We start from the raw sequence: 25,686 nt of genomic DNA, 5'->3' as shown, positions 1-25,686 counted from the left end.
GGGCGCCCGGCCGAGACCGGACGCACCTGCCCCTGCCGCCGGGTGGTGGCGATCAGACCCGCCGGCGCTTGGGCGGCCGGCAACCGTTGTGCGGGATCGGCGTGACGTCGCGGATCGAGGTGATCTGGAAGCCGATCGCCTGCAATGCGCGCAGCGCCGATTCGCGCCCCGAGCCCGGGCCCTTCACTTCCACTTCCAGCGTGCGCATGCCGTGTTCCTGCGCCTTGCGGCCGGCATCCTCGGCCGCCACCTGAGCGGCATAAGGGGTCGACTTGCGCGAGCCCTTGAAGCCCATCATCCCCGACGACGACCAGGAAATCGCATTGCCCTGGGCATCGGAAATGGTGATCATGGTGTTGTTGAACGAGGCGTTCACATGCGCCACGCCCGAAGAAATATTCTTCCGCTCGCGGCGCTTGACGCGTCCTGCTTGTTCCTTGGCCATTCTCGTATCCTAATTGTCCGCCGCGGTGCCGTCCGGCCCACTGAATGCTTACTTTTTCTTGCCCGCGATCGGCACGGCCTTACCCTTGCGGGTCCGGGCGTTGGTGCTGGTCCGCTGACCGCGCACCGGCAGATGCTTGCGGTGACGCAGGCCGCGATAGCAGCCCAAATCCATCAGCCGCTTGATGTTCATCGCGGTTTCGCGCCGCAGATCGCCCTCGACCGTGAAGTCGCTGTCGATCACCTCGCGCAGCTGCACCACTTCAGCATCCGACAGCTCGTTGACGCGCCGTTCCGACGCCACGCCCAAACGCTGGCAGATTTCCTTGGCCCGCGTGGGACCGATTCCATGAATATACGTCAAGGCGATCTCGACCCGTTTGTTGGTCGGAATATTCACCCCTGCAATACGCGCCACGACCGTTCTCCTGCCTCGGCTTAACCGTTTAATTTTTGCCCCGCCGCTCGGAAGCGCGCGAGTGTACCCATTTCGACCGTCGCGTCAACAGCGCGGTTCGAGATTCGTGACCCCGAGCGCGTCGTCCATCTGGTGCGCCACGGTGTCGATCGACTGCAGCCCGTCGATCTCGGTCAACAGCCCCTTGGCGCCATAGTAGCCGAGCACCGGGGCGGTTTTTTGCCGGTACGCGGCCAAGCGCTCGCGCACCGTCTGTTCGTTGTCGTCGGCACGACGCGTAAACTCGGTCGAGCCACAGCGATCGCACACCCCGGCCTGGGCCGGCCGCTTGAACTGATCGTGGTAGCCTTCGCCGCATTTGGCGCAACTGAACCGACCGGTGATCCGCTCGACCAGCGCTTCTTCCGACACGGTCAATTCGACCGCCTGGTCGACCTGGGCGCCGCGCTCCGACAGCATGGCGTCGAGCGCCTCGGCCTGGGCCACCGTGCGCGGGAAGCCGTCGAGCACGAAACCGTTTTCGCAATCCTGTTTCGCCGTCCGCTCGGCAATGATGCCGACCACCACCTGGTCCGGGACCAGATCGCCCGCATCCATGTAGGACTTGGCCTCCAGCCCCACCGCGGTTTCGTTGCGCACCGCGGCGCGCAGCATGTCGCCGGTGGACAATTGCACCAGCCCGTGTTGCTGTTCCAACCGCGACGCCTGGGTGCCTTTACCGGCGCCCGGCGGTCCCATCAAGACGATAATCATTTCTTCCGTCCTCCCCGCAGCTTGGATTTCTTGATCAGCCCCTCATACTGGTGGGCCAGCAGGTGGCTGTGGATCTGGGCGACGGTGTCCATGGTCACATTGACCATGATCAGGAAGCTGGTGCCGCCGAGCGCGAACGGGATCGCGTTCTTGGCGCGCAGGAACTCCGGGATCGTACAGATGATCGCCAGATAGATGGCGCCGACCACGGTCAAGCGGACCAACACATAGTTGATGTATTCAGCCGTCCGCTTGCCCGGCCGGATGCCCGGCACGAAGCCGCCATGCTTCTTCAGATTGTCGGCCGTGTCCGAGGGATTGAACACGATCGACGTATAGAAGAAGGCGAAGAAGATGATCCCTGCGGCGAACAGCGCCAGATAGAGCGGCTGACCCTGGCCGAGCAGGGCCGTGAACGTGTTGACCCATGCCGGCCCGCCGTCCTGGCTGCTGGAGAAGCTGGCCACCGTCAGGGGCATCAGCAGGATCGAGCTGGCGAAGATCGGCGGGATCACCCCGGCGGTATTGAGCTTGAGCGGCAGGTGCGAGGTGTCGCCCTGGAACATCCGGTTGCCCATCTGGCGCTTGGGATACTGGATCAGAATCCGGCGCTGGGCGCGCTCGACCCACACGATCAGGTAGATCAGGCCGATGGCGCCGGCGATCAGCGCCAGGGTGGCCAGCGTGCTCATGTTGGACGTGGCGATCTGGGCGAACGCCCGCGGCAGTTCCGCCACGATGCCCGCGAAGATGATCAGCGAAATGCCGTTACCAACGCCGCGCGCGCTGATCTGTTCGCCGAGCCACATCAGCAGCATGGTGCCGCCGACCAGCGAGATCACCGTGCTGGCCTGGAAGAACGCCCCGGCATTCTCGGCCGAGACCATCCCGCCGCTTTGCAGCGTCAGCGCCAGGCCGTAGCCCTGCACCGCGGTCAACAGAACCGTGCCGTAGCGGGTGTATTGGTTGATCTTCTTGCGCCCGGCCTCGCCTTCCTTCTTCATCGCGGCCAAGGCCGGCGACATGGTCGTCAGCAGCTGCATGATGATCGAGGCGGAGATGTAGGGCATGATGTTGAGCGCGATGATCGACATGCGCTGCAACGCCCCGCCGGAGAAGACGTTGACCACGTCCAGCATACTGCCGCCCATGCTGCGCTGCTGCTCGAAGAACCGAGCCAGCGCGTCGGGATCGATCCCCGGCAGCGGCACATAGGTGCAGAAGCGGTACACGATCAGGATGGTGATCGTGAACAGCAGACGGCGCTTCAACTCGTCCGCCTTGGCAAAGGCGCTGAAGTTGAGATTGGACGCAAGTTGCTCTGCGGCAGATGCCATGTTGGAAGTCGCTCCTTCTGGGCCCGGCCGGCGCGGACCGTCGCCGGTCTAGCCACGCACCGGTCTATGCACGCACACGAGCCGGCGGGTGCCGGCGCGGTACCGGCCTGGGGGCCGCCGCCGGAACCCGGGCGGCGGGCGCCCACAGCGCCCGGCCGCCCGGTCGGCGATCAGTCGGCGTCGGCGGCCTTAGCCGGCGCCGGGGCGGTCACGGTGACCGAACCGCCAGCCTTTTCAATGGCGGCCACGGCGCCCTTGGTGGCACCGGCCACCTGCAGGTCGAGCTTGGCGGTCAAGTCGCCCTTGCCCAGCACCCGCACGCCGTCCTTCTTGACCCGGCGGATCACGCCGGCGGCCTTGAGCGCCTCAGCATCCACCGGCTTGGTCGCGTCGAGCTTGCCGGCATCCACGGCGGCCTGCAACCGCCCCACATTCACCTCGGCATAGTCCTTGGCGAAGATGTTGTTGAAGCCGCGCTTGGGCAGCCGCATGTGGATCGGCATCTGGCCGCCCTCGAACCCGTTCACCGACGAGCCCGACCGCGACTTGTAGCCCTTGTAACCACGCCCGCCGGTCTTGCCCTTGCCCGAGCCGAGACCGCGGCCGACGCGCATCCGGCCCTTACGGGCACCCGGATTGTCGCGCAGATCGTTGAGTTTCATGATCCTACACCTCTTCCACGCGGACAAGGTGTTTGACCTTGTCGATCATGCCGCGCACCGCCGGGCTGTCTTCCAGGGTGCGCGTCCGATGCATCTTGTTGAGCCCCAGGCCGACCAGCGTCTCGCGCTGGTCCTTGTGGCGCCGGATCGGGCTGCCGGTCTGGGTCACGGTGATGGATTTCGCCTTGCTCGGTTTCTTGGCCATGTCCGATTACTCCCCGCTGGCCGCCTCATATTCGGCCGCCGCCTTGGAAGCACCGCCGCCTTCGACCACCGAGCGCCGGGCGACCAGGTCGCTGACCTTGAGGCCACGACGCTGCGCCACGGTGCGCGGGCTCGACTGGCGGGCCAGCGCGTCGAACGTGGCGCGGACCATGTTATAGGGGTTCGAGGTCCCGTTGGACTTGGTGACCACGTCCTGAACGCCCAGGCTTTCGAACACGGCGCGCATCGGCCCGCCGGCAATGATGCCCGTCCCCGGCGTCGCCGAGCGCAGCATCACCCGACCGGCGCCGTGCCGGCCCTTGACGTCGTGGTGCAGCGTGCGGCCTTCGCGCAGCGGCACCCGGATCATCGTCTTCTTCGCCTGGTCGGTGGCCTTGCGGATCGCCTCGGGGACCTCGCGGGCCTTGCCGGTACCGAAACCGACCCGACCCTTGCCGTCGCCCACCACGACCAGGGCGGCAAAGCCGAACCGCCGGCCGCCCTTGACCACTTTCGCCACGCGATTGATGTGGACCAGTCGTTCGACCAGGTCGCTGTCTTCGCGATTGTCTCTGTCAGCGCGTGCCATCGCCTATTCCTCTCGTCTGTACGCCAGGTCGGTCAGAAGTCCAGACCGCCCTCGCGCGCGGCGTCGGCCAGCGCCTTGACCCGCCCGTGATAGATGAAACCGCCGCGGTCGAACACCACCTGCTCGATGCCGGCGCTCTTGGCGCGTTCGGCAATCAGCTTGCCGACCGCCTTGGCCGCATCGGTGTCCGCGCCGCCCTTGTCGCGCAGGCTGGCATCGAGCGTCGAGGCGGCCGCCAGCGTGCGGCCGGCCGCGTCGTCGATGACCTGCGCGTAGATGTTCTTCGACGAGCGGTGAACGGACAGACGCGGGCGCCCGCCGCTCTTGCGGCGGATTTGCGTGCGCAGGCGCTGCCGGCGCCGCTCGAACTGAGTAAGTCGCTTAGCCATTGCCGCTCGTCCTTATTTCTTCTTGCCTTCCTTGCGGAAGATATACTCGCCTTCGTACTTGATGCCCTTGCCCTTATAGGGTTCCGGCTTCCGGTACTCGCGGATTTTGGCGGCCACCTGGCCGACCTGCTGCTTGTCCGCGCCCGACACGATCACCGTCGTGTTGTCCGGCACCTGAACGTCGACCCCCTCGGGGATCGGGAACATCACGTCGTGGCTGAGGCCGAGCTGCAGTTGCAGCTCCTTGCCCTTCAACAGCGCCCGGTAGCCGACGCCGTTGATTTCCAGCTTCTTGGTGAAGCCCTGGGACACGCCCTCGACCAGATTGGCCACGCGGGTGCGCTGCATGCCCCACATGGAGCGGTGGCGCTTGTCCGTCTTGCGCGGCATGATCGACAGCGCTTTGTTTTCGTCTTCCCAACGAGCCTCGACCTCGTCGACCAGGGTCAGGGCCATTTCGCCCTTGGGACCCTTGACCGAGATGTCCTGGCCGTCGACGTTGACCGTGACACCGGACGGAATCTCGATCGCCTTCTTACCGATACGCGACATCTGTTCTGTCCCCCGGCCGGTTAAAACACGGTGCAGAGCACTTCGCCGCCCACATTGCCCTCACGCGCTTCCGCGTCGGACAGCACGCCCTTCGGCGTCGAGACGATCGAAATACCCAGCCCGTTGGCCACCCGCGGCAGATCGCGCACGCCGGCGTAGATACGCCGACCCGGCTTCGACACCCGGTCGATGGACCGGATCGCGGGGTCGCCTTCGAAATACTTCAGAAAGATGCGCAGCTCGGCCTTGTTGTTGCCCAGCTCCACACGCTCATAGCCGCGGATATAGCCTTCCCGCTGCAACACGTCCAGCACCCGTTCCCGGTTGCGCGACGCCGGCGCCGGCACCATGTCCTTGCGCGCCCGCAAGCCATTGCGGATCCGCGTCAGCATATCCCCAAGGGGGTCTTGCATACTCATCGGTGCCGCTCCTTACCAGCTCGACTTCACGACGCCGGGGACCTTGCCTTCACTGGCCAGGTCACGCAGCGCGATCCGCGACATCTTGAACTTGCGATAGAAACCGCGCGGACGCCCCGACACCTCGCAGCGATTACGCACACGGGTGGGCGCCGCATTGCGCGGCAGTTCGGCCAGCTTCAGCCGAGCCAGGAACCGCTCGTCCTCAGGCAGCGACAGATCTTCCGAGATCGCCTTCAACCGAGCCCGCTTGGCCGCATATTGCTTCGCCAGCCGCGCGCGCTTCTTGTTGTTCTCCACAGAGCCTTTTCTCGCCATTGCTCAGCTCCCAATCACTGACGGAACGGCATCTGGAAGGCGGCCAGCAGGGCGCGCGCTTCGTCGTCCGTCTTCGCCGTCGTGGCGATAATGATGTCCATGCCCCGCACGTGCTCGACCTTGTCGTACTCGATCTCGGGGAAGACGATCTGTTCCTTCAGGCCCAGCGCGTAGTTGCCGCGACCGTCGAAGCTCTTCGGGCTGACGCCCCGGAAGTCCCGCACCCGCGGCAACGCGATGGTCACCAGGCGGTCGAGGAATTCGTACATCCGGTTGCGCCGCAGCGTCACCTTGACGCCGATCGGCATGCCCTCGCGCAGCTTGAAGCCGGCGACCGACTTCTTGGCCCGCGTCACCACCGGCTTCTGGCCTGCGATGGCGGCGATTTCCTGCTCGACCGCGCGGATGCGCTTGCTGTCCTGGACCGCGTCACCAACGCCCACATTGATGACGATCTTGTCCAGCTTGGGCACTTCCATCGGGTTCTTGTAGCCGAACTTTTCCGTCAGCTCACCGCGAATCTGCTCGCGATAGACCTGTTGGAGGCGCGGCACATAGCGCTCGGCGGCGTTGTCCACAGCGGCCTCAGCCATCGATCACCTCCCCGGAGCGCTTGGCGACGCGCACTTTCCGGCCATCGTCTTGAAACTTGAACCCGACCCGCGTGGCGTTGCCGTCCTTGGGGTCCTCAAGCGCCAGATTCGACAGGTGAATCGGCGCTTCCATCTCGTCGATACCGCCCTGGGGCGCGGCCTGGCTCGGCTTGCGGTGGCGCTTGACCACATTGACGCCCGAGACCACGGCGCGTTCTTCCTTGGGCAGCATCTTGGTGATCTGGCCGCGCTTGCCCTTGTCGCGCCCGGCCAGGACGATCACCCGATCGCCGGTCTTGAACTTCGACGCCATCACAGCACCTCCGGAGCCAGCGAGATAATCTTCATGTATTTCGCCGCCCGCAGCTCGCGCAGCACGGGGCCGAAAATGCGCGTGCCGATCGGCTCGCCTTGCTTGTTCAACAGCACAGCAGCATTGCGGTCGAAGCGGATCGTGCTGCCGTCCGCACGGCGCACTTCCTTGGCGGTCCGCACCACCACCGCGCGGTGGACGTCGCCTTTTTTCACCCGGCCCTTGGGGATCGCTTCCTTCACGGACACCACGATGACATCGCCAACGCCGGCCGTGCGCTTTTTCGATCCGCCCAAGACCTTAATGCACTGCACCCTCTTGGCGCCGGAATTATCGGCGACGTCGAGGTTCGTCTGCATCTGGATCATGGGTCCAACTTCCTTCACTCAGGGCCCCGGTCTCGGGGCCTGCCATGGGACTTCGCGCGCTAGAGGGTCTGGACGTGTTCGCCGCCCACAACGCGCCAAGTTTTGGATTTCGACAGCGGCCGGCATTCCTCGATGCGGACCCGGTCGCCCGATTTCCATTCGTTCTCTTCGTCGTGGGCGTGGAATTTCTTCGACCGCCGCACGATTTTGCCCAGAAGCGGGTGCTTGAAGCGCCGTTCGACGGACACGACCACGGTCTTGTCCATCTTGTCGCTGACCACCACGCCCTGCAGGATGCGTTTCGGCATTACTCTCTCCCGGACGGCCCTACTGGGCGGCCTTCTCGTTCAGCACGGTCTTGATGCGCGCGATATCGCGGCGCACTTCGCCAACCCGTGCGGTATTCTCCAACTGGCCGGTGGCGGCCTGCACGCGCAGCCCGAACTGCTCGCGCTTCAGATCGCGCAGGCTGTCGGTCAGCTCGTCGGCCGACTTGGCCCGAAGATCGGTGGCTTTCATCGCTGCGGCTCCCACGCTACTGCATGCGAACGACGATGCGGGTCTGAACCGGCAGCTTCGACGCCGCGCGCTCCAACGCCCCGCGCGCCAGGTCTTCCGGCACGCCGTCCATCTCGAACATCACCCGACCGGGCTTGACCCGGGCGGCCCAGAATTCCGGCGCGCCCTTACCCTTACCCATGCGGACTTCGGCCGGCTTTTCACTGACCGGCACGTCGGGGAACACGCGGATCCAGATCTTGCCGGCGCGCTTGATGTGCCGGGTCATCGCCCGACGCGCGGCTTCGATCTGGCGCGCGGTCACGCGGCCCGGGGTTTCGGCCTTCAAGCCAAACTGCCCGAAGTTCAGGTCGGTGCCGCCCTTGGCCAGGCCGTGGATGCGGCCCTTATGCTGCTTGCGGAACTTGGTCCGTTTCGGCTGTAACATCGCCCTGTTCCTTCCCGCTTAGCGCCGGCCGGACGGCGCGCCGCCGCTCGACTGGACTTCCTGGATGCGCTTTTCCTGGGCATAGGGGTCGTGGGCCATGATCTCGCCCTTGAACACCCAGGTCTTGATGCCGATCACGCCATAGGCCGTGCGCGCTTCCGAATGCGCATAGTCGATATCGGCGCGCAGCGTGTGCAGCGGCACCCGGCCTTCGCGGTACCATTCGGTCCGCGCGATTTCGGCACCGCCCAAGCGACCGCCGCAATTGACCCGGATCCCCTGGGCGCCGAGCCGCATGGCCGATTGCACGGCCCGCTTCAGCGCGCGGCGGAACGACACCCGACGCTCCAACTGCTGGGCGATATTGTCGCCGATCAGCTTGGCGTCGATCTCGGGCTTGCGCACCTCGACGATGTTCAAGCTGACCTCGCCGGTCGCCAGCTTTTCCAGCTTGCGACGCAGCTTCTCGATGTCCATGCCCTTCTTGCCGATGATCACCCCGGGGCGCGCCGAATAGATCGTCACCCGGGCCTTTTTGGCCGGCCGCTCGATGATGATCCGGCTGATGCCGGCCTGGGGCACTTCCTTGGCGATGAACTCGCGCAGGCGCAGATCTTCGTGCAACAGCGAAGCGTACCGGTCACCGCCGGCGTACCAGCGCGAATCCCAGGTCCGGTTGATGCCCAGACGCAGGCCGATCGGATTAACTTTCTGACCCATTATGCCTGCTCCTCCACTTCGCGAACCACGATGCGCAGCCGCGAGAACGGCTTTTGGATCTGCGCCGCACGGCCCCGGGCACGGGCCCGAAACCGCTTCATGGTCAACGATTTGCCCACGCTGGCCTCGGACACCACCAGGTTGTCCACGTCCAGATCATGGTTGTTTTCGGCGTTGGCCACGGCGGACTCCAGCACCTTCTTGACATCCCGGGCGGGACCGCGACGGTTGAAGGCCAACTGCGTCAACGCCTGTTCCACCGGCAGGCCGCGGATTGCCGCCGCGACCAGATTCAGCTTTTGCGGCGAGCCCCGAAGCATGGTGGCCGTCGCCACCGCCTCATTATCGGCGACCCGGCGCGGATTTTTGCTCTTACCCACGGCTACTTCTTCCTCTTCGCCTTCTTGTCCGCCGCATGCCCGTAATAGGTCCGGGTCGGTGCGAACTCACCAAATTTCTGGCCGACCATCTCTTCGGTCACATACACCGGCACGAACTTTTGGCCGTTGTAGACATTGAAGGTCAAACCGACGAACTGCGGCATGATCGTCGACCGGCGCGACCAGGTCTTGATCACACCGCCGCCACCCTTTTCCTGCTGCTCTTCCGCCTTCTTCAGCAGATGAAGATCAACAAACGGGCCTTTCCAAACCGAACGCGCCATCAGGCCGTCTCCTTACTTCTTCTTCCGCTCGTGGCGGCTGCGCAGAATGAACTTGTCCGTCGCCTTGTTGCTCCGGGTGCGCGCGCCCTTGGTGGGCTTGCCCCACGGCGTGACCGGGTGACGACCGCCCGAGGTCCGGCCTTCACCACCCCCATGCGGGTGGTCGATCGGGTTCATGGCCACACCGCGCACCGACGGGCGCTTGCCCAGCCAGCGCTTGCGGCCGGCCTTGGCCAGCGAGATGTTCTGGTTGTCCGGGTTGGACACCGCGCCCACCGTCGCCATGCACGCCGCCGGCACCCGGCGCTGTTCGCCCGAGTTCAACCGGATGATCGCATAGCCCTGGTCGCGGCCGACCAGTTGCACATAGGTGCCGGCCGCCCGCGCGATCTGGCCGCCCTTGCGCGGCTTGAGCTCCACATTGTGGACGATCGTGCCGATCGGCATGGCCGACAGGGGCATGGCGTTGCCCGGCTTCACGTCGACGCGCGCGCCCGACACCACCGTGTCGCCGGCCTTCAGCCGTTGCGGCGCGATGATATAGGCCAGCTCGCCGTCTTCGTACTTGATCAGCGCGATGAAGGCGGTGCGGTTGGGATCGTATTCCAGCCGCTCGACCGTCGCCGGCATGTCGACCTTCTGACGCTTGAAGTCGATCCGACGGTAGGTGCGCTTGTGGCCACCGCCGCGACGCCGCGCGGTGATCCGGCCGTGATTGTTGCGTCCGCCCTTCTTGGTCAGGCCCTCGGTCAATGTCTTGACCGGCTTGCCCTTGTAGAGCTCGCTGCGGTCCACGGTCACCAGCTGGCGCTGGCTCGGCGTGACGGGATTGTGCTGTTTCAGCGCCATGATCTTAGGCCCCCACCGTCGTCACGTCGATCGACTGGCCCTTGGCCAGCGTCACGATCGCTTTCTTCACGTCGGGCCGGCGGCCGCGAATGCCGCGGAACCGCTTTTGCTTGCCCTTCAGGATCAGCGTGTTCACCGCCTCGACCTTGACGCCGTAGATCGCTTCCACGGCTTCCTTGATCGCCGGCTTGGTGGCGTCGGTGGCCACCTTGAAAGTCACCTGGGTATTCTCGTGCTCCGAGCCCAGGGTCGACTTCTCGGTGATCACCGGCGCGCGCAAAACGTCGTAATGCTTCGGTTCGGCCTTCATTTCAGGCGCTCCTCCAGCTTCTCGACCGCGGCCTTGGTCAACACCAGCGTGTCGCGGCGCAGGATGTCGTAGACATTGGCGCCCATGCTCGGCAGCACGTCGATCTTGGGCAGGTTCTGAGCGGCGCGCTTGAAGTTCGCGTCCACCTCCGCGCCGTCGATGATCAGCGCATTGTCCAGCGACAGCTTGGCCAGCTTGTCCTTGAGCGTCCGGGTCTTGGGTGCGTCGAGCGCCGCCGCATCGACGACGATCAGCTTACCCGCCGCCTGCTTGGCCGACAGCGCCGAGCGCAGGCCCAGCGCGCGGATCTTCTTCGGCAGCGAATACTCATAGTCGCGCGGCTTGGGGCCGTGCGCATTGCCGCCGCCGCGGAAGATGTTCGGCTTCTTGTTGCCGTGCCGCGCGTTACCCGTGCCCTTCTGACGGTACCACTTCTTGGTGGTCCCGGTCACTTCGCCGCGGGTCTTGACCGCGTGGGTCCCTGCGCGCCGACGCGCCAGCTGCCAGGTCACGACCCGGTGCAGGATATCGGCCCGCGCTTCGATGCCGAAGACCGCCTCGTCCAGGTCGACCTGGCCGGCTTTCTCGGCGTCCAGTGTGATGACGTCCGCCTTCATCGGTCTTATTCCTCACTCTGCGCGGTGTCGCCCGCGGCCTCGGCCGGCGCCGCCGTCTCAGCAGCCGCCGCGCGCACCGCCGCCGGATAGGGCAGGCCCTCGGGCGCCGCCGCCTTGACGGCGTCGCTCACCAGCACCCAGCCGTTCTTGGCGCCGGGCACCGCCCCCTTGATCAGCAGCAGGCCGTCATCGGCGCGTGCGTCCACCACTTCCAGGTTCTGCACGGTCACCCGACGGTCGCCCATATGGCCGGCCATCTTCTTGCCCTTGAACACCCGGCCAGGGTCCTGACACTGACCGGTCGAGCCGTGGCTCCGGTGCGAGATCGAGATGCCGTGGGTGGCTTCAAGGCCGCCGAAATTGTGGCGCTTCATGCCACCGGCGAAGCCCTTACCCTGGCTGGTCCCGACCACGTCCACCTTCTGGCCCTTGACGAAGTGTTCGGCGGTGATTTCCGCGCCCAGATCGACGAGCGCATCCTCGGCGACCCGGAACTCGGTCAGCTTGCGCTTCGGCGCCACTTCCGCCTTGGCGAAATGGCCCCGCTGCGCCTTGCTCACCCGCTTGACCTTGGCGTCCGCGGCCCCCAGTTGCACCGCGCTGTAACCGTCGCGGTCCTTGGTCCGATGGGCCACCACCTGGCAGTTTTCGATGCCGAGCACAGTCACCGGAACGTGGCGACCCTGCTCGTCGAAGATCCGGGTCATGCCCAGCTTCTTTGCAATCAATCCCGTGCGCATCTGGCTCACCCCTGCAACTTGATCTCGACATCGACGCCAGCCGCCAGGTCGAGCTTCATCAGCGCGTCGACGGTTTGCGGCGTCGGCTGCACGATATCCAGCAGCCGCTTGTGGGTGCGGACCTCGAACTGCTCGCGCGACTTCTTGTTGACGTGCGGCGAGCGCAGCACGGTAAACTTCTCGATCCGGGTCGGCATGGGGATCGGTCCCCGCAGCAACGCCCCGGTCCGCTTTGCAGTGTCGGCGATCTCACCGGTCGCCTGATCCAGCACCCGGTGGTCGAACGCCTTCAAGCGGATGCGAATGTTTTGCGCTTCCATGGTTATTTTCTCTCAGCTCGCTCGCGCGCTCACGCTTGATTACTCGATGATGTCGCCGACGACGCCGGCGCCGACGGTCCGGCCGCCTTCGCGGATCGCGAAACGCAGGCCGCTGTCCATGGCGATCGGCGCGATCAGTTCCACTTCCAGCGTCACGTTATCGCCCGGCATCACCATCTCGGTGCCCTCGGGCAGCGTCACCGACCCGGTCACGTCCGTGGTCCGGAAGTAGAACTGCGGCCGGTAGTTGCCGAAGAACGGCGTGTGACGGCCGCCTTCTTCCTTGGTCAGCACGTAGGTCTCGGCCTTGAACTTGGTGTGCGGCGTGATCGAGCCCGGCTTGGCCAGAACCTGACCGCGCTCCACGTCGTCGCGCGCCACACCGCGCAGCAGCGCACCGATATTGTCGCCCGCTTCGCCCTGGTCGAGCAGCTTGCGGAACATCTCAACACCGGTCACCGTGGTCTTCTTGGTGTCCTTCAGACCGACGATTTCCACTTCCTCGCCAACCTTCACGATCCCCTGCTCGACCCGGCCGGTCACCACCGTGCCGCGACCCGAAATCGAGAACACGTCCTCGATCGGCATCAGGAACGGCTTGTCCACCGGACGCTCCGGCTGCGGCACATACTCGTCCACCTGCGCCATCAGTTCCTGGATCTTCTCGGCACCAATGGCGGCATCGCGGCCCTCAAGGGCGGCCAGCGCCGACCCCGCGACGATCGGAATGTCGTCGCCGGGGAACTCGTAGTCGCTCAGCAGTTCGCGGATTTCCAGCTCGACCAGCTCCAGGAGCTCTTCGTCGTCGACCTGGTCCACCTTGTTCAGGAACACCACGATCGCAGGCACACCCACCTGACGGGCCAGCAGAATGTGCTCGCGCGTCTGCGGCATCGGGCCGTCGGCCGCCGAAACCACCAGAATGGCCCCGTCCATCTGCGCCGCACCCGTGATCATGTTCTTCACATAGTCGGCGTGACCCGGGCAGTCCACGTGCGCATAGTGGCGCTTGTCCGTGGTGTACTCCACGTGCGCGGTCGAAATCGTGATGCCGCGCTCGCGCTCTTCGGGCGCCTTGTCGATGTTGGCGTAGTCCGAAAACGTCGCCCCGCCCGTCTCCGACAGAACCTTCGTGATCGCCGCCGTCAGCGTGGTCTTGCCGTGGTCGACGTGACCGATCGTGCCGATATTGCAGTGCGGCTTATCGCGTTCAAACTTCTCTTTGGACATCTTTCCGTCTCCGATCCTCAGGCCCTGCGCGGCGGCGCCAAGGCTGTGTTCCGTTCGCGTTCGCGTTTAGCTAGCGGGCTCAGCCGGCGTGCTTGGCGCGCAGCTCTTCGGCCACGCTCGACGGCACTTCCTCATAATGGCTGAACTGCATGGTGAATTGCGCCCGGCCCTGGCTGAACGAGCGAAGCTGCTTCACATAGCCGAACATGTTGGCCAGCGGCACGAAGGCGTTGATCGCCACCGCCGGGCCACGCGGCTCCTGGCCCTGAACCTGGCCGCGACGGCTGTTCAGGTCGCCGATCACGTCGCCGATGAAATCCTCGGGCGTCACCACCTCGACCTTCATCATCGGTTCGAGCAGCTTGATGCCGGCCTTCTCGGCGGCCTCACGGGTGGCGCCGCGACCGGCGATTTCGAACGCCATGACGCTCGAGTCCACATCGTGATAGGCGCCGTCGATCAGATCGACCTCGAAGTCGATGATCGGGAAGCCGATCAGCGCGCCGGTCTCGGCCACATCCTTGATGCCCTTTTCGACACCGGGGATGTATTCGCGCGGGATCCGGCCGCCAACGATCTTGTCGTTGAAGGCAAAGCCCGAGCCCAGTTCGCCAGGCCGGAAGACGATCTTACAGCGCGCGAACTGACCCGACCCGCCGGTCTGCTTCTTGTGCGTGTAATCGATCTGGACTTCCTTGGCGAAGCTCTCGCGATAGGCCACCTGCGGCTGACCCACATTGGCCTCGACCTTGAACTCGCGACGCATCCGATCGACCAGCACGTCCAGGTGCAACTCGCCCATGCCGGAAATGATCGTCTGGCCGGATTCCTCGTCCGACTTGACCCGGAACGAGGGGTCTTCCTGCGCCAGACGATTGAGCGCCACACCCATCTTTTCCTGGTCGGCCTTCGACTTGGGCTCCACGGCCACCTCGATCACCGGCTCGGGGAACTCCATCCGCTCCAGGATCACCGGCTTGAGGTTCTCACACAGCGTGTCGCCGGTGGTGGTCTCCTTCAGGCCGGCCAGGGCGACGATATCGCCGGCCATGGCTTCCTTGATGTCCTCGCGGTGGTTCGAGTGCATGAGCAGCATGCGCCCGACCTTTTCCTTCTTACCCTTGACCGAGTTCAGCACCTGCGTGCCGGACTCCAGCTTGCCCGAATAGACCCGGCAGAAGGTCAGCGTGCCGACAAACGGGTCGGTCATCACCTTGAACGCCAGGGCCGAGAACGGCTCGTCGTCCGACGACTTCCGCTCGATCGGCTTTTCCGGGTCCTTGGCGTCGACACCCTTGATCGAGGCCACATCGGTCGGCGCCGGCAGATAGTCCACCACCGCGTCGAGCAGCGGCTGAACGCCCTTGTTCTTGAACGCCGAGCCGCACAACACCGGCACGAAGGCATTGGCGAGCGTCCCCTTGCGGATGCAGCGCTTCAGCTCCTCGACGGTGGGCTCTTCACCTTCGAGATACTTTTCCATCACCGCTTCGTCTTGCTCGACCGCGGTCTCGATCATGGTGGTGCGGGCTTCTTCGGCGGCATCGGCCATGTCGGCCGGGATGTCCCGGATTTCCCACTCGGCCCCCAGCGTTTCGTCTTTCCAGACCAGCGCCTTGTTCTGGATCAGATCGACCAGACCAACGAAATCGGATTCCGCGCCGATCGGCAGTTGCGTAACCAGCGGCGTACAGCCCAGACGCTCGACCATCATCTCGACGCAGCGGTCGAAATTGGCGCCCATCCGGTCCATCTTGTTGACGAACGCCATGCGCGGCACGCCGTACTTATCGGCCTGACGCCAGACGGTTTCGGACTGCGGCTCGACGCCGGCGACGGAGTCGAACACCGCAACGGCACCATCGAGCACGCGCAGCGAGCGCTCCACCTCAATGGTGAAGTCAACGTGGCCCGGCGTGTCGATGATGTTGACGCGATGGTCGTTCCAGAACGCAGTGGTCGCGGCCGACGTGATCGTGATGCCGCGCTCCTGCTCCTGCTCCATCCAGTCCATGGTCGCCGCACCGTCGTGCACCTCGCCAATCTTATGGCTGCGACCGGTGTAATACAGAATGCGCTCGGTCGTGGTCGTCTTGCCGGCATCAATGTGGGCCATGATGCCGATATTACGGTAGCGTTCCAGCGGCGTTTGACGAGGCATGGGTCTTCCTTCGGGTCCGTAGGACGTCTCGGTCAGCGATTACCAGCGATAGTGCGAGAAGGCCTTGTTCGCCTCGGCCATCTTGTGGGTGTCTTCGCGCTTCTTCACCGCGGCACCCCGGTTCTGGGCCGCATCCATCAGCTCGCCCGCCAGGCGCGCCTTCATGGTGGTTTCGTTGCGCTTGCGGGCTGCGGAAATCAGCCAGCGGGTGGCCAGCGCCTGCGCGCGATCGCCGCGCACCTCGACCGGCACCTGATACGTGGCACCACCGACCCGGCGCGACCGCACCTCGATCGCCGGCTTCACATTGTCCAGCGCCTCGTGGAACAGCGCCAGAGGATCGGTTTTGACCTTCGCCTGGATCTGATCGAAGGCACCGTAGACGATCCCCTCGGCGACGGATTTTTTGCCGTCGAGCATCAGATTGTTGACGAACTTGGTCAGCACCGTGTCCCCGAATTTCGGATCGGGCAGGACTTCCCGTTTTTCTGCGCGATGGCGACGCGACATGATCGGTTCCCCTTACTTCGGCCGCTTGGCGCCGTATTTCGACCGGCTCTGGCGACGGTCCTTGACACCCTGGGTGTCGAGCGTCCCGCGCAGAATGTGGTAGCGCACGCCCGGCAAATCCTTCACCCGGCCGCCGCGGATCAGCACCACCGAGTGCTCCTGCAGATTGTGGCCCTCACCGGGAATATAGGCCGTGACCTCGATCGAGTTGGTCAGACGCACACGGGCGACCTTCCGCAAGGCCGAGTTCGGCTTTTTCGGCGTCGTCGTATAAACGCGGGTGCATACGCCGCGCTTTTGCGGGCACGCCTCCAGCGCCGGGACCTTCTTACGCTCAACCGGCGCTTGCCGCGGCTTGCGGATCAATTGGTTCACAGTCGGCATTCAGCTCGCCTCACTTCAGCCCTGGTTACGGCGCATCCCCGCCAAGCACGGCGGTCGGCACAAGAAAACAAGCCCCCCGGAGGGAGGCCGTCCCTGCCGACTGGCCCTCGGCACGATGCGGTTCGATTGTCTCTTCAGCAGCTCGTCCTGCCCGGCGTCTAGCGCGATCGGCTACCACCCGGGCCCGAGCGAGGGGCGAACCATATGGTTGGCCCTACCCTGAGTCAACAAAAAAGTCATAACCGCCAGCCCCGCCGTCGGCAGGGGACGGTCCGACAGCCAAGCCGCGGAAAACCGCCGCTCCGACCGCCGACAGAGCCGCCGACCGAGCCCCTGAACGGGCCCGCGGCGGGGGAAGAGAAAACGCCGGGACCGGGCCCCGACGTTGCCATGATAACGCGGCGTGCCGCCGCGGGAGAGAGTCGGCTCAGAGATCGGCCGACGACTCAGACGCACCGCCGCCATCGCCCGCGCCCTCGCCGGTCTCGGCCGGCAGGGCCGGCGCCTCGACCACCGGCGCCCCGTGGGTGCGCTGGTATTCCAGGTCGCGGTCGGCGGCTTCCGAGCGCAGTTGCTTGACCATCGCGCCCGTCCCCGCCGGGATCAGGCGGCCGACGATGACGTTTTCCTTGAGGCCGTGCAGGCGGTCCACCTTGCCGGCGGTCGCCGCCTCGGTGAGCACCCGCGTGGTCTCCTGGAACGACGCCGCCGAGATGAACGAGCGCGTCTGCAGGCTCGCCTTGGTGATGCCGAGCAACACCGGTTCGCCCTTGGCCGGGGTCCGGTCTTCCTGCACCAGCTTGGCGTTGGCCTCCTCGAACTCCTCGCGGTCCACCTGCTCGCCGAGCAGGAAGGTGCTGTCGCCGGGGTGTGTGATCTCGGTCTTTTGCAGCATCTGGCGGACCACCACCTCGATGTGCTTGTCGTTGATCTTCACGCCCTGCAGCCGATAGACCTCCTGGATCTCCTCGACCAGATACTCGGCCAGCGCCTCGACGCCCATGACCCGCAAGATGTCGTGCGGTGCCGGATTGCCGTCAATCAGATACTCGCCCTTGTGGATGAAGTCGCCCTCGCGCACGTCGATATGCTTGCCCTTGGGCACCAGATATTCGAACGGGTCGAGGCTGTCGTCCTTCGGGCGGATGATGATGCGACGCTTGTTCTTGTAGTCGCGACCGAACTCCACATAGCCGTCGGCCTCGGCGATGATCGCGTGGTCCTTGGGCCGGCGCGCCTCGAACAGTTCCGCCACCCGCGGCAGACCGCCGGTGATGTCGCGGGTCTTGGCCGCCTCGCGCGGGATCCGGGCGATCACGTCGCCGGCCTGCACCCGGTCGCCGTCCTCGATCGACAGAATGGCGTCCACCGACATGAAGTAGCGCGCTTCCGTGCCATTGGCCAGTTGCACCACCTCGTCATTGTCGTCGCGCAGGGTGATGCGCGGGCGCAGGTCCGAGCCCTTGGGCGCCGAGCGCCAGTCGCTGACCACCTTGGACGTGATGCCGGTGGCCTCGTCGACCACCTCGCGCATGGACAGACCCTCGATCAGGTCCACATAGCGCGCCACGCCCGACTTTTCGGTCAGGATCGGGATCGTATAGGGGTCCCAGGTGACCAGCTTCTCGCCCTGGTCGACCGCCTGGCCGTCCTTGACCGACAGGTGCGCGCCATAGCTGAGCTTGTGCTGCGAGCGCTCGCGCCCGTCCTCGTCGACGAGGGTCAGAATCATGGTCCGGCTCATCACCACGTCGCGACCGCGGCTGTCGGTGACCACCGATCCCTCGCCGAGCTTGACCGTACCGGCGACCGGCGCTTCGAGCGAGGTCTGCTCGTTCACCGTCGCCGCCCCGCCGATGTGGAAGGTGCGCATGGTCAGCTGCGTGCCCGGCTCGCCGATCGACTGCGCCGCGATCACGCCCACGGCTTCGCCGATATTGACCGGCGTGCCGCGCGCCAGGTCGCGCCCGTAGCAGGTGGCACAGATGCCGCCCTTGGTCTGACAGGTCAGCGCCGACCGGATCTTGACCTCGGTCAGCCCCGCCTCGGCGATGGCGTCCAACTCGGCCTCGTTGATCGGCTGGCCCGAGCCGACGATCACATCGCCGGTCTTGGGGTGCAGCACGTCACCGGCGGCCGAGCGGCCGAGAATGCGGTCGGCCAGCGGCACGATCACGTCCGAGCCGTCGGCCACGTCGCCGACGGTCAGCCCGTCCTCGGTGCCGCAGTCGATCTCGTTGACCACACAGTCCTGGCTCACGTCCACCAGACGCCGGGTCAGATACCCCGAGTTGGCGGTCTTGAGCGCCGTATCGGCCAGACCCTTCCGCGCGCCGTGGGTGGAGTTGAAGTACTCCAGCACCGACAGGCCTTCCTTGAAGTTCGAAATGATCGGCGTTTCGATGATCTCGCCCGACGGCTTGGCCATCAGCCCGCGCATACCGGCCAGCTGACGCATCTGCGCCGGCGAGCCCCGGGCCCCGGAGTGGGCCATGGTGTAGATCGAGTTGACCGGCTTCTGGCGCCCGCTCTCCGGGTCCTTCTCCACCGCCGAGACCTTTTTCATCATCTCGTCGGCGACCTTGTCGGTACACTGGGCCCAGGCATCGACCACCTTGTTGTACTTCTCGCCCTGGGTGATCAGACCGTCCTGGTATTGCTCTTCATATTCCTTGACCAGTTCCTTGGTCTTGTTGACCAGGTCTTCCTTGGCCGACGGAATGACCATGTCGTCCTTGCCGAACGAAATCCCGGCCTTGCACGCCTGGCGGAAGCCGAGGCCCATGATGGCGTCGGCGAACAGCACCGTGGTCTTCTGGCCGCAGTGCCGGTAGACGGTATCGATGACCTCGGAGATTTCCTTCTTGGTCAACAGCTTGTTGATCAGATCGATGCTGACCCGCGGGTGCCGCGGCAGGTGCTGGGCGAGGATCATCCGCCCCGGCGTGGTCTCGACCCGGCGCACCACCGGCTCGCCGTTCTCGTCCACGGTGTCGAAGCGGGCCTGGATCTTGGTGTGCAGCGAAACCACCTTGGTCTCCAGCGCCTGCTCGATCTCGTCGAGGCTGGAGAACACCATGCCCTCGCCCGGCTCGCCCTCGGCCATCATGGTGATGTAATAGAGACCCAGCACGATGTCCTGGCTCGGCACGATGATCGGCTTGCCGTTGGCCGGGCTGAGGATGTTGTTGGTCGACATCATCAGCGCCCGCGCTTCGAGCTGCGCTTCGAGCGACAGCGGCACGTGCACGGCCATCTGGTCGCCGTCGAAGTCGGCGTTGAACGCCGCGCAGACCAGCGGGTGCAACTGGATCGCCTTGCCTTCGATCAACACCGGCTCGAACGCCTGGATGCCCAGACGGTGCAGGGTCGGCGCGCGGTTCAACAGCACCGGGTGCTCGCGGATCACCTGGGCCAGGATGTCCCAGACCTCGCGGCGCTCCTTCTCCACCAGCTTCTTGGCCTGCTTGATGGTGGTGGCGATGCCGCGCTTGTCGAGCTGGCTGTAGATGAACGGCTTGAACAGTTCGAGCGCCATCTTCTTGGGCAGCCCGCACTGGTGCAGCTTGAGCTCGGGCCCGACCACGATCACCGACCGGCCGGAATAGTCGACCCGCTTACCCAGCAGGTTCTGACGGAACCGGCCCTGCTTGCCCTTGAGCATGTCGGACAGCGACTTCAGCGGCCGCTTGTTGGCACCGGTGATGGTGCGCCCGCGCCGGCCGTTGTCGAACAGCGCATCGACCGATTCCTGCAGCATCCGCTTTTCGTTGCGGATGATGATATCGGGCGCGCGCAATTCGATCAGCCGCTTCAGGCGGTTGTTCCGGTTGATCACCCGGCGATACAGGTCGTTCAGGTCCGAGGTCGCGAACCGGCCGCCGTCCAAGGGCACCAGCGGGCGCAACTCGGGCGGGATCACCGGGATCACGGTGAGGATCATCCATTCGGGCCGGTTGCCGGATTCGAGGAACGCCTCGATCACCTTGAGCCGCTTGACGATCTTCTTCGGCTTGAGCTCCGACTTGGTCTCGGCCAGTTCCTGGATCAGCTTGGTCTGCTCGGCCTCCAGGTCGAGTTCTTCGAGCAGCTTGCGGATCGCCTCGGCGCCGATGCCGGCGGTGAAGGCGTCCTCGCCATATTCGTCCTGGGCGCGATAGAAATCTTCTTCCGAGAGCAGTTGCAGCGGCTTGAGCGGCGTCAGACCGGGCTCGGTGACCACATAATTCTCGAAATAGAGCACCCGCTCCAGGTCCTTGAGCGTCATGTCGAGCAGCAGACCGATGCGGCTCGGCAGCGACTTCAAGAACCAGATATGGGCCACGGGGGCGGCCAGGTCGATATGGCCCATGCGCTCGCGGCGGACCTTGCTCAAGGTCACTTCCACGCCGCACTTCTCGCAGATCACGCCGCGATACTTCATCCGCTTGTACTTGCCGCACAAGCACTCATAGTCCTTGATCGGACCGAAAATGCGGGCACAGAACAGGCCGTCGCGTTCGGGCTTGAAGGTCCGGTAGTTGATCGTTTCGGGCTTCTTGATCTCGCCGAACGACCAGGAGCGGATCTTGTCCGGGCTGGCGATCGAAATCTGGATCTCGTCGAAGGTATCCGCCTTCTGACCCGTGCTGAACAGATTCATCAATTCTTGGTTCATAGCCGTTTGCTCTCAGTCTGAGGCTCAGCAAACCCGCGGGCGGACGCGCCACCCGCGGCAGAGTATATGAGGGCCGGTCAGGCCGGGGCGCAGCCCCCGGCGGCCGGCCGGCACGGGGGCTTACCCTTCGCCCTTGAGCGACACGTCGAGGCCCAGCGAGCGCATTTCCTTGACCAGCACGTTGAAGGATTCGGGAATGCCCGCCTCGAACGTGTCGTCGCCCTTGACGATCGCCTCATAGACCTTGGTCCGCCCGGCCACGTCGTCCGACTTGACGGTGAGCATTTCCTGCAACGTGTAGGCCGCGCCATAGGCTTGCAACGCCCACACTTCCATCTCGCCGAAGCGCTGACCGCCGAACTGCGCCTTCCCGCCCAGCGGTTGCTGGGTGACCAAGCTGTAGGGGCCGATCGAGCGGGCGTGGATCTTGTCGTCCACCAGGTGATGCAGCTTGAGCATGTAGATATAGCCCACGGTCACCGGCCGGTCGAACTTCTCGCCCGTGCGCCCGTCGATCAGATCCACCTGGCCCGAGGCATCGAGGCCGGCGCGCTCCAGCATGTCGACGATATCGTCTTCCTTGGCGCCGTCGAACACCGGAGTGGCAAACGGCACGCCCGAGGTCAGATTGCCCGACATTTCGACGATGTCCGCGTCGTCGAGCGGCGCGATCTCTTCCGCATACTGCTTCTCGGAATAGACCTGGGCCAGTTCCCGGCGCAGCGCCTCGGGCTCGGCCTTGGATGCCTTGACCTGTTCCAGCACATCGGTGATGCGTCGGCCGATCCCCCGGCTGGCCCAGCCAAGGTGGGTTTCCAGGATCTGCCCGACGTTCATCCGGCTGGGCACGCCCAGCGGGTTGAGCACGATGTCGACCGGTGTACCGTCTTCCAAGAAAGGCATATCCTCCTGCGGCAGAATGCGCGAGATCACCCCCTTGTTGCCGTGCCGGCCGGCCATCTTGTCGCCCGGCTGCAACTTGCGCTTCACCGCCACGAACACCTTGACCATCTTTAGCACGCCCGGGGGCAGTTCGTCACCCCGTTCGATTTTTTCGACTTTTTCTTCGAACCGGCGCTGCAGGGCCTTCTTGGACTCGTCGAACTGCTTCTTGAGCGCCTCGACCGTGGCCATGGCCTCGTCGTCGTCGACGGCGATCGACCACCATTCGACCTTGACCAACTCGTCGAGCTTCTCGGCGGTCACCTCCTGGCCCTTCTTGAGGTCCTTGGTGCCCTTGACCACGGTCTTGCCGAGCAACAGCGGCTTGAGGCGCGAATAGATGTTGCGCTCCAGGATCAGCCGTTCGTCGTCATTGTCCTGCTTCAGGCGCTCCTTCTCGGCGCGTTCGATGGCCACCGCGCGCTCGTCCTTGTCGACGCCATGGCGGTTGAACACCCGCACCTCGACGATGGTGCCCGACACGCCGGGCGGCAGGCGCAGCGAGGTGTCGCGCACGTCCGACGCCTTTTCGCCGAAGATCGCCCGCAACAGCTTCTCTTCCGGGGTCATCGGGCTTTCACCCTTGGGGGTGATCTTGCCCACCAGGATATCGCCCGGGTGCACCTCGGCACCGATATAGACGATGCCGGCTTCGTCCAGGTTACGCAGGCCCTCTTCGCCCACATTGGGAATGTCGCGGGTGATTTCTTCGGGGCCCAGCTTGGTGTCGCGGGCCATCACCTCGAATTCCTCGATGTGGATCGAGGTGAACACGTCTTCCTTGACGATCCGCTCGGAGATCAGGATCGAGTCTTCGAAGTTGTAACCGTTCCAGGGCATGAACGCGACCAGCACGTTGCGGCCCAGCGCCAGTTCGCCCAGATCGGTGGACGGGCCGTCGCAGATGATGTCGCCCTTGGCCACCCGGTCGCCCACCTTGACCAGCGGGCGCTGGTTGATGGCGGTGTTCTGGTTCGACCGCTGGAACTTCTTCATCCGATAGATGTCAACGCCCGACTCGCCCGGGTCCACCTCTTCCGTGGCGCGGATGACGATCCGGTTGGCGTCCACCTGGTCGACAATGCCAGCCCGGCGCGCCGCCAGCGCAGCCCCCGAATCCTGCGCCACATCCTTTTCGATCCCGGTGCCGACGAACGGCGCCTCGGCCTTGACCACCGGCACCGCCTGGCGCTGCATGTTCGAGCCCATGAGCGCGCGGTTGGCGTCATCGTTTTCCAGGAACGGGATCAGCGACGCCGCCACCGACACCAGTTGCTTGGGGCTCACGTCCATCAACGTGATGGTGTCGCGCGGGCTCATGGCGTATTCGCCGTTCGAGCGCGTCGACACCAGGTCGTTGACGAACGTGCCGTCGTCGTTGAGGTCGGCATTGGCCTGGGCGATCACGTGGCCGCCTTCTTCCATGGCCGACAGATAGACCACCTCGTCGGTCACATGGCCGTCCTTGACCAGGCGATAGGGGGTCTCGATGAAGCCGTACTTGTTGACCCGGCTGTAGGTGGCCAGCGAGTTGATCAGGCCGATATTGGGGCCTTCGGGCGTCTCAATGGGGCAGATCCGGCCATAGTGGGTCGGGTGCACGTCGCGCACCTCGAAGCCGGCGCGTTCGCGCGTCAGCCCGCCCGGACCGAGCGCCGACAGGCGCCGCTTGTGGGTGATCTCGCCGAGCGGGTTGGTCTGATCCATGAACTGGCTGAGCTGCGACGAACCGAAGAATTCGCGCACCGCGGCGACCGCCGGCTTGGCGTTGATCAGGTCGTGCGGCATCACGGTGTCGATATCCACCGAGCTCATCCGCTCGCGGATCGCGCGTTCCATGCGCAGCAGGCCGATGCGGTACTGATTTTCCATCAGCTCGCCCACCGAGCGCACGCGCCGGTTGCCCAGATGGTCGATATCGTCGATTTCGCCCTTGCCGTCCTTGAGCGCCACCAGCGTCTTGACCACCGCCAGGATGTCGTCCTTGCGCAGCACGCGCACGGTATCGTCCACATCCAACCCCAGGCGCATGTTCATCTTGACCCGGCCCACCGAGCTCAGATCATAACGCTCGCTGTCGAAGAACAGGCCGGCGAACAGCGCCTCGGCGGTTTCCTTGGTCGGCGGCTCGCCCGGGCGCATCACCCGGTAGATTTCGGCCAGGGCGCCGTCCTGGGTCTCCACCTTGTCGGCGGCCAGGGTGTTGCGCATCCACGGGCCCACATTGGTGTGGTCGATCTCCAGCACGCCGAGATCCTCGACGCCGGCCTCATAAAGCTTGGCCAAAATCTCTTCGGTGATCTCCTGGCCGGCCTCCACATAGATCTCGCCGGTCGACTCGTTGATCACGTCGAAGGCGGCATAGCGGCCCATCACCCGGGCCTCGGGCACGATCACCCGTTCGACGCCCGACTGCTCGATCTTACGCGCCAGGCGCGGGGTGATCTTCTGGCCCTGCTCGGCGATCACCTCGCCCGAAGCGGCGTCGATCAGGTCGAAATCGGGCTTGGCACCGCGCCAGGCGTCGAAGCGGAACGGCACCTGCCAGCCATTGGGGTCGCGCTTGAACGTGGCGACCTCGTAGAAATGGCCGAGGATTTCCTCGGCGTTGAAGCCCAGGGCATAGAGCAGCGTGGTCGCCGGCAGCTTGCGCCGCCGGTCGATGCGCACATTGACCAGGTCCTTGCCGTCGAATTCGAAATCGAGCCACGAGCCGCGATAGGGAATGACGCGGGCGGCGAACAGCAGCTTGCCCGAGGCATGGGTCTTGCCGCGGTCATGGTCGAAGAACACGCCGGGCGAGCGGTGCATCTGGCTGACGATCACGCGTTCGGTGCCGTTGACGATGAACGTCCCGTGGTCGGTCATCAACGGCATGTCGCCCATATAGACGTCCTGCTCCTTGATATCGAGCACGGAGCGCGACTCGGTCTCAGGGTCGACCTCGAAGACGATCAGGCGCAGCGTCACGCGCAGGGGGGCGGCATAGGTCAGCCCGCGCTGCTGGCATTCTTCCACGTCGTACTTGGGGTCTTCCAACTCATAGCGCACATATTCCAGCGACGCGGTGTTGGAAAAATCGGTGATCGGGAACACCGAGCGGAAGGTCTCTTCCAGGCCCGACGCCAGCCGTTCCTCCTCGCTCGGATGGGGCTTGAGGAACTGATCGTAAGACGCCCGCTGCACCTCGATGAGGTTGGGCATCTTCGTCACTTCTTCGATCCGACCGAAATTTCTGCGTACCCGCTTCCGACCCGTGAAAGAGATCGCCATGCTT

General features: G+C 64.9%; 31 protein-coding genes. All 31 read right to left on the bottom strand.

The genetic code is table 11. The features are described from left to right. Positions 1 to 52 precede the first annotated feature (52 nt). Positions 53 to 445, bottom strand: a complete 393-nt coding sequence (gene rpsK, locus EV659_RS12450) for a 30S ribosomal protein S11 (RefSeq protein WP_132709219.1) — start codon at positions 443 to 445, stop codon at positions 53 to 55. A gap of 48 nt (positions 446 to 493) precedes the next feature. After that, positions 494 to 862 (bottom strand): 30S ribosomal protein S13, encoded by a 369-nt coding sequence (gene rpsM, locus EV659_RS12445; RefSeq protein ID WP_132709218.1) that lies wholly within the window; start codon positions 860 to 862, stop codon positions 494 to 496. 84 nt (positions 863 to 946) lie between these two features. Next, the gene (locus EV659_RS12440) at positions 947 to 1,615 is read right to left on the bottom strand and encodes an adenylate kinase (protein WP_132709217.1); all 669 of its coding nucleotides are present in this window, start codon (positions 1,613 to 1,615) and stop codon (positions 947 to 949) included. Beyond that, a complete protein-coding gene (gene secY / locus EV659_RS12435; RefSeq protein ID WP_132709216.1) occupies positions 1,612 to 2,952 on the bottom strand; it encodes a preprotein translocase subunit SecY in 1,341 nt (446 codons plus the stop codon). The genes EV659_RS12440 and secY overlap by 4 nt, the downstream gene beginning before the upstream one ends. Before the next feature lie 170 nt (positions 2,953 to 3,122). Beyond that, positions 3,123 to 3,614 carry a 50S ribosomal protein L15 gene (gene rplO, locus EV659_RS12430; RefSeq protein WP_132709215.1) on the bottom strand — a complete coding sequence of 164 codons (492 nt, stop codon included), beginning with the start codon at positions 3,612 to 3,614 and terminating at the stop codon, positions 3,123 to 3,125. A gap of 4 nt (positions 3,615 to 3,618) precedes the next feature. Further along, the gene (gene rpmD, locus EV659_RS12425; protein WP_132709214.1) at positions 3,619 to 3,819 is read right to left on the bottom strand and encodes a 50S ribosomal protein L30; all 201 of its coding nucleotides are present in this window, start codon (positions 3,817 to 3,819) and stop codon (positions 3,619 to 3,621) included. 6 nt (positions 3,820 to 3,825) lie between these two features. Then, on the bottom strand, positions 3,826 to 4,407 hold the full coding sequence (gene rpsE, locus EV659_RS12420; protein WP_132709213.1) for a 30S ribosomal protein S5: 582 nt from the start codon (positions 4,405 to 4,407) through the stop codon (positions 3,826 to 3,828). A gap of 32 nt (positions 4,408 to 4,439) precedes the next feature. Next, the gene (gene rplR / locus EV659_RS12415; protein WP_132709212.1) at positions 4,440 to 4,796 is read right to left on the bottom strand and encodes a 50S ribosomal protein L18; all 357 of its coding nucleotides are present in this window, start codon (positions 4,794 to 4,796) and stop codon (positions 4,440 to 4,442) included. Positions 4,797 to 4,808: 12 nt separating this feature from the next. Next, positions 4,809 to 5,348: a 50S ribosomal protein L6 gene (rplF, locus tag EV659_RS12410; protein ID WP_132709211.1), complete on the bottom strand. Its 540-nt coding sequence runs from the start codon at positions 5,346 to 5,348 to the stop codon at positions 4,809 to 4,811. A 20-nt stretch (positions 5,349 to 5,368) separates the two neighbouring features. Then, positions 5,369 to 5,767, bottom strand: coding sequence for a 30S ribosomal protein S8 (rpsH, locus tag EV659_RS12405; RefSeq protein ID WP_132709210.1), 399 nt, complete (start codon positions 5,765 to 5,767; stop codon positions 5,369 to 5,371). 12 nt (positions 5,768 to 5,779) lie between these two features. Then, positions 5,780 to 6,085: a 30S ribosomal protein S14 gene (rpsN, locus tag EV659_RS12400; protein ID WP_132709209.1), complete on the bottom strand. Its 306-nt coding sequence runs from the start codon at positions 6,083 to 6,085 to the stop codon at positions 5,780 to 5,782. Between the two features lie 14 nt (positions 6,086 to 6,099). Further along, complete coding sequence (rplE, locus tag EV659_RS12395; protein ID WP_132709208.1) at positions 6,100 to 6,678, bottom strand: 50S ribosomal protein L5; 579 nt, start codon at positions 6,676 to 6,678, stop codon at positions 6,100 to 6,102. After that, on the bottom strand, positions 6,671 to 6,994 hold the full coding sequence (gene rplX / locus EV659_RS12390) for a 50S ribosomal protein L24 (RefSeq protein ID WP_420877580.1): 324 nt from the start codon (positions 6,992 to 6,994) through the stop codon (positions 6,671 to 6,673). The genes rplE and rplX overlap by 8 nt, the downstream gene beginning before the upstream one ends. Continuing rightward, positions 6,991 to 7,359, bottom strand: a complete 369-nt coding sequence (gene rplN, locus EV659_RS12385; RefSeq protein WP_132709206.1) for a 50S ribosomal protein L14 — start codon at positions 7,357 to 7,359, stop codon at positions 6,991 to 6,993. Before rplN ends, rplX begins: the two co-directional genes overlap by 4 nt. A gap of 59 nt (positions 7,360 to 7,418) precedes the next feature. Beyond that, positions 7,419 to 7,667, bottom strand: coding sequence for a 30S ribosomal protein S17 (gene rpsQ, locus EV659_RS12380; protein ID WP_132709205.1), 249 nt, complete (start codon positions 7,665 to 7,667; stop codon positions 7,419 to 7,421). Positions 7,668 to 7,686: 19 nt separating this feature from the next. Further along, positions 7,687 to 7,878 (bottom strand): 50S ribosomal protein L29, encoded by a 192-nt coding sequence (rpmC, locus tag EV659_RS12375; RefSeq protein ID WP_132709204.1) that lies wholly within the window; start codon positions 7,876 to 7,878, stop codon positions 7,687 to 7,689. A 16-nt stretch (positions 7,879 to 7,894) separates the two neighbouring features. Continuing rightward, on the bottom strand, positions 7,895 to 8,305 hold the full coding sequence (rplP, locus tag EV659_RS12370) for a 50S ribosomal protein L16 (RefSeq protein WP_132709203.1): 411 nt from the start codon (positions 8,303 to 8,305) through the stop codon (positions 7,895 to 7,897). 18 nt (positions 8,306 to 8,323) lie between these two features. Further along, positions 8,324 to 9,025, bottom strand: a complete 702-nt coding sequence (gene rpsC / locus EV659_RS12365) for a 30S ribosomal protein S3 (protein ID WP_132709202.1) — start codon at positions 9,023 to 9,025, stop codon at positions 8,324 to 8,326. Further along, on the bottom strand, positions 9,025 to 9,405 hold the full coding sequence (gene rplV, locus EV659_RS12360; protein WP_132709201.1) for a 50S ribosomal protein L22: 381 nt from the start codon (positions 9,403 to 9,405) through the stop codon (positions 9,025 to 9,027). Before rplV ends, rpsC begins: the two co-directional genes overlap by 1 nt. Positions 9,406 to 9,407: 2 nt before the next feature. Next, positions 9,408 to 9,689 (bottom strand): 30S ribosomal protein S19, encoded by a 282-nt coding sequence (gene rpsS, locus EV659_RS12355; RefSeq protein WP_132709200.1) that lies wholly within the window; start codon positions 9,687 to 9,689, stop codon positions 9,408 to 9,410. 12 nt (positions 9,690 to 9,701) lie between these two features. After that, the gene (gene rplB, locus EV659_RS12350; protein ID WP_132709199.1) at positions 9,702 to 10,538 is read right to left on the bottom strand and encodes a 50S ribosomal protein L2; all 837 of its coding nucleotides are present in this window, start codon (positions 10,536 to 10,538) and stop codon (positions 9,702 to 9,704) included. A gap of 4 nt (positions 10,539 to 10,542) precedes the next feature. After that, positions 10,543 to 10,848, bottom strand: a complete 306-nt coding sequence (locus EV659_RS12345) for a 50S ribosomal protein L23 (protein ID WP_132709198.1) — start codon at positions 10,846 to 10,848, stop codon at positions 10,543 to 10,545. After that, on the bottom strand, positions 10,845 to 11,465 hold the full coding sequence (rplD, locus tag EV659_RS12340; protein WP_132709197.1) for a 50S ribosomal protein L4: 621 nt from the start codon (positions 11,463 to 11,465) through the stop codon (positions 10,845 to 10,847). Before rplD ends, EV659_RS12345 begins: the two co-directional genes overlap by 4 nt. A gap of 5 nt (positions 11,466 to 11,470) precedes the next feature. Further along, positions 11,471 to 12,205, bottom strand: a complete 735-nt coding sequence (gene rplC / locus EV659_RS12335) for a 50S ribosomal protein L3 (RefSeq protein WP_132709196.1) — start codon at positions 12,203 to 12,205, stop codon at positions 11,471 to 11,473. 5 nt (positions 12,206 to 12,210) lie between these two features. Next, complete coding sequence (rpsJ, locus tag EV659_RS12330) at positions 12,211 to 12,525, bottom strand: 30S ribosomal protein S10 (RefSeq protein ID WP_132709195.1); 315 nt, start codon at positions 12,523 to 12,525, stop codon at positions 12,211 to 12,213. A 39-nt stretch (positions 12,526 to 12,564) separates the two neighbouring features. Next, a complete protein-coding gene (gene tuf, locus EV659_RS12325; protein WP_132709183.1) occupies positions 12,565 to 13,755 on the bottom strand; it encodes an elongation factor Tu in 1,191 nt (396 codons plus the stop codon). A gap of 79 nt (positions 13,756 to 13,834) precedes the next feature. Next, positions 13,835 to 15,916 carry an elongation factor G gene (gene fusA, locus EV659_RS12320; protein WP_132709194.1) on the bottom strand — a complete coding sequence of 694 codons (2,082 nt, stop codon included), beginning with the start codon at positions 15,914 to 15,916 and terminating at the stop codon, positions 13,835 to 13,837. A gap of 39 nt (positions 15,917 to 15,955) precedes the next feature. Then, on the bottom strand, positions 15,956 to 16,426 hold the full coding sequence (rpsG, locus tag EV659_RS12315) for a 30S ribosomal protein S7 (protein WP_132709193.1): 471 nt from the start codon (positions 16,424 to 16,426) through the stop codon (positions 15,956 to 15,958). Positions 16,427 to 16,438: 12 nt separating this feature from the next. After that, a complete protein-coding gene (gene rpsL / locus EV659_RS12310) occupies positions 16,439 to 16,810 on the bottom strand; it encodes a 30S ribosomal protein S12 (RefSeq protein ID WP_132709192.1) in 372 nt (123 codons plus the stop codon). A 427-nt stretch (positions 16,811 to 17,237) separates the two neighbouring features. Then, entirely contained in the window at positions 17,238 to 21,467 is a 4,230-nt protein-coding gene (gene rpoC, locus EV659_RS12305) for a DNA-directed RNA polymerase subunit beta' (RefSeq protein ID WP_132709191.1), read from the bottom strand. 120 nt (positions 21,468 to 21,587) lie between these two features. Then, complete coding sequence (gene rpoB / locus EV659_RS12300) at positions 21,588 to 25,682, bottom strand: DNA-directed RNA polymerase subunit beta (RefSeq protein ID WP_132709190.1); 4,095 nt, start codon at positions 25,680 to 25,682, stop codon at positions 21,588 to 21,590. Positions 25,683 to 25,686: the final 4 nt, after the last annotated feature.

It is taken from the genome of Rhodothalassium salexigens DSM 2132, from assembly GCF_004341375.1.
Classification (GTDB): domain Bacteria; phylum Pseudomonadota; class Alphaproteobacteria; order Sphingomonadales; family Rhodothalassiaceae; genus Rhodothalassium; species Rhodothalassium salexigens.
This window is presented reverse-complemented; position numbering and strand designations above follow the sequence as displayed.

Coding starts and splice junctions, on each gene's coding strand:
- rplC (WP_132709196.1), bottom strand. CDS start 12,205: ATGCGCACGGGATTGATTGCAAAGAAGCTGGGCATGACCCGGATCTTC.
- rplB (WP_132709199.1), bottom strand. CDS start 10,538: ATGGCGCTGAAACAGCACAATCCCGTCACGCCGAGCCAGCGCCAGCTG.
- rplF (WP_132709211.1), bottom strand. CDS start 5,348: ATGTCGCGTATCGGTAAGAAGGCGATCGAGATTCCGTCCGGTGTCACG.
- rplR (WP_132709212.1), bottom strand. CDS start 4,796: ATGGCTAAGCGACTTACTCAGTTCGAGCGGCGCCGGCAGCGCCTGCGC.
- rpsQ (WP_132709205.1), bottom strand. CDS start 7,667: ATGCCGAAACGCATCCTGCAGGGCGTGGTGGTCAGCGACAAGATGGAC.
- fusA (WP_132709194.1), bottom strand. CDS start 15,916: ATGCCTCGTCAAACGCCGCTGGAACGCTACCGTAATATCGGCATCATG.
- rpmD (WP_132709214.1), bottom strand. CDS start 3,819: ATGGCCAAGAAACCGAGCAAGGCGAAATCCATCACCGTGACCCAGACC.
- rpmC (WP_132709204.1), bottom strand. CDS start 7,878: ATGAAAGCCACCGATCTTCGGGCCAAGTCGGCCGACGAGCTGACCGAC.
- rpsH (WP_132709210.1), bottom strand. CDS start 5,767: ATGAGTATGCAAGACCCCCTTGGGGATATGCTGACGCGGATCCGCAAT.
- rpsE (WP_132709213.1), bottom strand. CDS start 4,407: ATGGCACGCGCTGACAGAGACAATCGCGAAGACAGCGACCTGGTCGAA.
- rplE (WP_132709208.1), bottom strand. CDS start 6,678: ATGGCTGAGGCCGCTGTGGACAACGCCGCCGAGCGCTATGTGCCGCGC.
- rpsN (WP_132709209.1), bottom strand. CDS start 6,085: ATGGCGAGAAAAGGCTCTGTGGAGAACAACAAGAAGCGCGCGCGGCTG.
- rplP (WP_132709203.1), bottom strand. CDS start 8,305: ATGTTACAGCCGAAACGGACCAAGTTCCGCAAGCAGCATAAGGGCCGC.
- rpsG (WP_132709193.1), bottom strand. CDS start 16,426: ATGTCGCGTCGCCATCGCGCAGAAAAACGGGAAGTCCTGCCCGATCCG.
- rplD (WP_132709197.1), bottom strand. CDS start 11,465: ATGAAGGCGGACGTCATCACACTGGACGCCGAGAAAGCCGGCCAGGTC.
- EV659_RS12345 (WP_132709198.1), bottom strand. CDS start 10,848: ATGAAGGCCGAACCGAAGCATTACGACGTTTTGCGCGCGCCGGTGATC.
- rpsC (WP_132709202.1), bottom strand. CDS start 9,025: ATGGGTCAGAAAGTTAATCCGATCGGCCTGCGTCTGGGCATCAACCGG.
- rpsJ (WP_132709195.1), bottom strand. CDS start 12,525: ATGGAAGCGCAAAACATTCGCATCCGCTTGAAGGCGTTCGACCACCGG.
- rplO (WP_132709215.1), bottom strand. CDS start 3,614: ATGAAACTCAACGATCTGCGCGACAATCCGGGTGCCCGTAAGGGCCGG.
- rplN (WP_132709206.1), bottom strand. CDS start 7,359: ATGATCCAGATGCAGACGAACCTCGACGTCGCCGATAATTCCGGCGCC.
- secY (WP_132709216.1), bottom strand. CDS start 2,952: ATGGCATCTGCCGCAGAGCAACTTGCGTCCAATCTCAACTTCAGCGCC.
- EV659_RS12440 (WP_132709217.1), bottom strand. CDS start 1,615: ATGATTATCGTCTTGATGGGACCGCCGGGCGCCGGTAAAGGCACCCAG.
- rpsL (WP_132709192.1), bottom strand. CDS start 16,810: ATGCCGACTGTGAACCAATTGATCCGCAAGCCGCGGCAAGCGCCGGTT.
- rpsS (WP_132709200.1), bottom strand. CDS start 9,689: ATGGCGCGTTCGGTTTGGAAAGGCCCGTTTGTTGATCTTCATCTGCTG.
- rpsK (WP_132709219.1), bottom strand. CDS start 445: ATGGCCAAGGAACAAGCAGGACGCGTCAAGCGCCGCGAGCGGAAGAAT.
- rpoB (WP_132709190.1), bottom strand. CDS start 25,682: ATGGCGATCTCTTTCACGGGTCGGAAGCGGGTACGCAGAAATTTCGGT.
- rpoC (WP_132709191.1), bottom strand. CDS start 21,467: ATGAACCAAGAATTGATGAATCTGTTCAGCACGGGTCAGAAGGCGGAT.
- tuf (WP_132709183.1), bottom strand. CDS start 13,755: ATGTCCAAAGAGAAGTTTGAACGCGATAAGCCGCACTGCAATATCGGC.